The following is a 6066-nucleotide window of genomic DNA, read 5'->3' as shown; positions in this document are numbered from 1 at the left end:
GGGAGTACCTGTCGACTATTGAGAAGTCTGCCCAGAGTCTTATGACCATGCTGAATGACATTCTCGACTTCTCCAGAATTGAGGCAGGCAAGCTCGAACTGGACAATCAGCAACTCAGTATACGGGAAGTGATTGATGATGTTCTGGCTATTATGGCCCCTGCAGCGCACCATAAATCGCTGGAACTGGCCAGCTTCATTTACGAGGACACTCCTGAAGATATCATTGGTGACAAACTGCGGCTCTCCCAGATTCTAACCAATCTCGTGAGCAACGCGATCAAGTTCACCAGTTACGGCAGCGTCGCCATTCGAGTCATGCTGGAGCAAGTGGATGACTCTGACGTCCATACACTAAAGTTTACTGTCACGGATACAGGCTCAGGCCTGACTTCCGAACAGCACTCACGTATTTTCAACGCTTTCTCACAGGCCGACTCCAGCAGAACCCGACAAGCCGGAGGGACTGGCCTGGGACTCGCTATCAGCAAAAGTCTTGTGGAACAGATGCAAGGGGAAATCGGACTCGATTCTGATCTTGGCAGAGGCTCTACTTTCTGGTTTACCATTCGAGCCCATCCAATAAAAGAGGAAAACGTATTGTTTAAGCCAGAACCCATAACTGGCTGCCATCATGTATTACTTTATGAGCCACAGGAACTCTCAAGACTTTCCATTGGGCATCAGGCACAAAGCCTGGGATTAAAAGTCACTTCGTTTCAGTCTCTGGACGAGCTGCAAACTTACGTTGAAAACCATCATAACTATGACTTGCTTCTTCTGAGCCAGGGTGATGATCGTCTGCAACGCACCGTGAGGATCGCCGAGAGCTATCTCACACAGAGCCCTGTTTTGATTCTAGCCATGGCCGGTAACAGTAATCACCCTGAAACTCTGCCCACCGGGATTCACTGCCTCCTTAAACCCGTGGCCAGAAACAAACTCTTGCTGGCGATTCAGGGGATGACCTCGAATACACTCTCCGGAACCGACGTCATGCAACCCGCCAAAGCAGTATTTGAAAAAAAACTGGATATCCTGATCGTGGATGATAACCAGGTAAACCTTAAGTTACTGGAAACCATTCTGTTAAAAATGAATCAGTCTGTAACCACCGCTCACAATGGTTTTGAAGCCATTGAATACTGCCATCAGAAAATCTTCGACCTGATACTGATGGATGTTCAGATGCCTGACATTGACGGATTAGAAACGACGCGTCGAATCAGAAATATCAACAATATCTATAAACGTATTCCTGTTATTGCTGTGACTGCCCACGCACTGCCCGAGGAACGCAAACAGATTCTGCAAAGCGGTATGGATGACTATATGACCAAGCCAGTCAATACCCGGCAACTGGTCACCACCATCAGTCACTGGACGGGTAACTCGGTGCAGGCACCCGATGAACCGACTGAAGAAAATCTATCCAGACAGGTAAAACCCAACTTATCACCGATAGACGTCGAGAAGAGCATAAAGCTTGCTGCCGGCAACCAGGAACTGGCCAGAGAAATGTTGGCCATGCTACTTGGTGGTCTGCCAGAGGATTTGCAGACGATCGAAGAAAGCTTCCGAAATAATCTGCACGAGCCGCTACTGGATCGGGTTCACAGACTTCATGGTGCTTGCCGATACTGTGCAGCTCCAAGACTTCTGGAAGCCTGTCTGGAGCTGGAAACCGACCTCAAGCACAGCGCTCACCTTAATGCGCCCAACATCATTCACGGTGTGGAGGAAGTGACCAGGGCCATTAAAGAGCTTTTGGACTGGCAGCGATCAAAGGAAGCAGAAGCCATTGCCTGAACAAATTCCGGGATTAGATGTCCCGCTGCGCTGCTGAGGATTAAAATCAGGCGTGTTCGCTCTGAAACTCCTGCCGTATCAATTGCAGTTACGAGCAGACCGACTCTGCTCTCGTGACAGAATTATATCTTTCGTGGTTCCATCCGAAACCCATTGAAAATTGAGGGGTAGGTCTAATGCCCACCTTAAGGTTCAATGCTAATCAGGATTATCCCTTTTAAGGCCTGAGCCCCCTCTGGCTCTTTTGTTTGTCTTCTATCAGTCTATTTGTTGAAACTTTTTTCAAAAGCACTGGTCATACGTAAGATGAATTATGGAGATCACTGTCATGGAAAGGACGCAACCAACAACATCGGACTTTGCTTTACTCAAATCTGCCCGAAAGCCAGACTGCTACCAAGCATCCGCATTCGCTCGTTCTGTTATTGCTGCCAATCAGGGCTCACCCCCTTGTATAGAAGATAATTCAGACACAACTGTTCCTTCTTGTCCCCGACTACCTGCCCGTGATATCAAACTTCCGGGCACGGATAACCTCTGGCCTGCCAACCATGACTCGCAACCTGCCACCTTACCACCTACCAATGACAGGCAAACCCGTGCTTTTATGGGCGGCAAGGGACTATTTCTGCACCTTATGCAGCAGGCCAATATCCCGGTTCCGCCCTTCACTGTGGTTGATACAACCCTGATCACTGCTCTGGAGCAACATCTTTTTCCCACGCAATGCCTGTTGACCTTCCTGCCCAATATAGACATGCAGAGCGACGGATCATACAGTCTGAAACAATTGCGCAAGATCGTTACCGAACTCCCCCAGCAACAACAATCAGAATGGCTAAAGGGTTTATCCGGATTTATTGCCAGTGAGGATTTCTATCAACAGGTCAAAAATATCAGCGCTGCCCGGGACATTCGTCATCGGTACCTCACACTCCAGCAAGCATCCAACAAAGCCTGCATCGTCCGAAGTTCCGGCGTAGATGAAGACCGTTTCGGCGATGCCCAGGCCGGTCGATATGATTCCCGGGTTCATGGTGGCGGCGATATCCTGAAAACCTGCCTGCAAGTCCTGTCGTCTGCTTACCGGCCAGAAGTCTGTCCCACCGGGCAGGTAAAACCCATTGCGCTGGTCATGCAACAGTGCATCCACTGCCAGCTGGGGGGCGTAGTAATCAGCCACTTAACATTGCAGGACGATACCATTCAAGTGGAATATGCACCGGGTCAACCACGGGGGGCAGTCTGTGGAAATTCAGGCATCCGCCCCCATCGCTATACGATCAGGCGCGGTGATGACGAAAACAGTCAACCGGATTGGCAATTTACTCCGGGAGACATTACGACACAGTTTGTGCTGAAAAAAATCACCGATGAAGAGGCCTGTGAAGCGGGTTATATCGAACAGAGCACCACGGCAACCACGGATGTAAAAGACATCATGCTGGCTGATGAGATATTGCAAAAACTGCAGAAATACACAGAACAGCTGGAAGATATGTTCTGTTGCCCGGTAGATATTGAGTTCGGTGTGGATGACCAGCAGCAACTTTACCTCTTCCAGTGTCGGCCAGTGACCCGGCTGCCGGGGAGCACCCATTTCTCTGCCGCAGCTCCCTCCCTGCCGCTGGCTGGAGGCATTATGGTCAGTGAAGGTTGCCGCAGTGGTGTAGCCCTGGTGGTAACAGAACCGGTCAACGCAGAACAGATTCCAGCAAGTGCCGTTCTGTTTTCCGATCACGCCAGTGACTGGATGCTGGCACCGGATATTTTGAAACGTCTGGGCGGCTGCGTATTCAGACAAGGGGGAACCAACGATCATGTTGCCATCACCCTGCGTCAGGGGGGTATACCCTGTCTGTTGGCTGGCTCTCAGTATTCTGAGGCATCAGCACTAGCCAGCGGACAACAGGTAACACTGGTGGCAGGCAGTTTTGCCGGCAGCCCCGGAGCCTGTTTGCTAACCGGCGACCAGTCTGCCTACTGGCAGGCCAACAGCACCACTTCCGGTCAGGATATCATCAACTTGCCTGCGACCAGTCCTGCAGAACCACCCGACTTCACCAGGGTAGACACAGGTTTTGCCTGGCTGAATCGCCAGAATAACCGGTTACTGGACTACTTTCGCGCTGACCGGTTACTAAGCCATTGCCTTGGACCAGGGCGAAGCAAGGCAATCAGCATGTCAGCAAACCGATCGGACCTGTTACCACAGCTTGGCATGGAGATTCATCTTCTGCAGGACGATTTGCAACGATTTCTATCCGGTTATCGTCGCTTTTTAAATCTGGCCGCGGGGTATGAATCGAGCACCATACACTCCAAAGTTAAGCCCTTTATCAATGAACTCCCGTTGCTTGAAAAACAATGGAGTTGCCTGAAGGATGCCATTGATGACCTGTACACAAAAGTGGTAATGCCGCTGGCTTCCCGGGGAGAATTGCCCGCCCGGCGGACGAATTTCAGACAATGGCTGAGAGATTGCCAGACCTTGCTGGATAAATTGCAAAAACTGACCCAGCCCAATAAAGTGAACGAAATCTATTCTGTTCACGACCTGATCTACTGGCTTCATCAGCAATTTGTCAGCGCTCTCGCCCCGGTGGCTGAAGCATCCGGCCAGGGACAAATTACCGAAATTACAGAAGATAGAACGCTGATTGATGTACTCCCCCGCGGAGTTCCCGGACTATTAGACGACAATTGCATTTCGGTGCTGAGCAAACTTTGTGTAGTAGAGCTAGACATGCTGAATATGGTGGATGCTGCTTTTATTAATGCAACCCTCGGAGTGCACGTCTGCGCCATTACCATGCTGGAACAGGCCGAGGGAGGCAAGGGCCGTACACTCCGCCTCGACATCTCTGATGATTTTTCCCAAGACGGGTATAACGCACACTTACAGGGTAAATTGAAGCGTTTCTGGTTTTTGGTTCAGGTACTCCGTTGCGCATCAATTGATAGAAGCTCACGGCCAATGGCCATTAGCTTCAATCAAGGCGTGGGGAAAATGACCGTAGAGTATACCCAGGTTAATACCACATCAGCGTTACAAGCGGCCTTTGTGGAATTGGTGACCATTCTGTCAGGACTGAACTCCATGGATATATCAATCAACAAATTTAATCGCGGTAAAAATACTGACAAATGGTATTTTGAAACGCTGGTTAAAAGGTGTCAAAACGGGCTGGACGAACCTATAAACAACTGGGCATTCAAACATTGTCTGGTATTGAATGCAATCAATAAAAGGCACTTGCCGCCATATTACAATGATAATACGTTCCTCGGTTATCTTGATGGTGAATACAGGCTATTTTTTGAAATGGCTAATAACGCTTATCATTGTATTGAGACAACTAAAGGTCCGAATAAAAATTCAGAGCTTCGCCAAATATTTAATGCGGCTACCAAACACCTTGAACCGAATGATGCCGCAAGAATAATAAAAGAACTGTTATTTAGCATGGCCATTGCAAGCGACTGCCCACGGCGAGACGCTTGTATTGGACTCCTGCGCGAAGACTTTGATTTAGATCATGACAGGGATCTGGTGCTTTTGCTGGTTCAGCAAAATCCGGATATATTTCATTTGATCGCCGACATATTTAAGGATGATATTGGCATAGCTAAAACTGCCATAGAACAAGATGGAAGTTTATTAGTTTTTGCCAGTGATCGTCTCAAAAATGATAAATCGCTGGTAATGCTTGCCGTCAATAATCATCCTAATGCACTCCTTTTTGCCAGTACAGATCTAAAAAATGACACTGATGTGATTCTGTTAGCACTTAATGAAGCCAGGCTCAGTAATTTTGCGATGTCCCATAACATTTCTGAAGAGAACTTGAAGAGGTTGTTGAATCTTCTGCCAATGTCGTTAAAAGCTGAAATCCTGAATCAACAGCATCTGCCAACACAACAGCATCCATTTCAGGCTGAGGACATTATAAAACTGGTAATGAACCCGGATCGCTTCACCCGTCAACACTTATGGGAATTAATAGACCAGGGTTTCCCTGTTCAAAAAAAAGTACTTTACTGGGGAGGATACCAAACAATATTTGATTTAGTGATCAAATCAGCAGAAAAATTATGTATGTATGATCTGTTGAACAGAGCGACGGGAGACGACGAAAACCAGTGTATGGGCTGGTCAGCTTACTACGAAGATATCATTATCCAATTGTCCACTGATCTGGCCAGGCTCGGAGTGGCTGTTAGTGAGGAAACCGCCAAGAATGTTTTAGAACAATTT

2 protein-coding genes are annotated in these 6066 nt (G+C 48.3%); both read left to right on the top strand.

Annotated elements, in window-relative coordinates; genetic code table 11:
• On the top strand, window positions 1-1808 hold a 1808-nt coding region (locus KDK16_RS05940; RefSeq protein WP_257275153.1), incomplete at its 5' end, for a response regulator.
• A gap of 328 nt (window positions 1809-2136) precedes the next feature.
• A partial coding sequence (locus KDK16_RS05935) for a DUF4116 domain-containing protein (RefSeq protein ID WP_257275152.1) occupies window positions 2137-6066 on the top strand: 3930 nt, incomplete at its 3' end.

It is taken from the genome of Endozoicomonas sp. SESOKO4 (genome assembly GCF_024606275.1).
The sequence above is the reverse complement of the archived record's forward strand: the minus strand, read 5'-3'. Positions and strand labels throughout refer to the sequence as shown.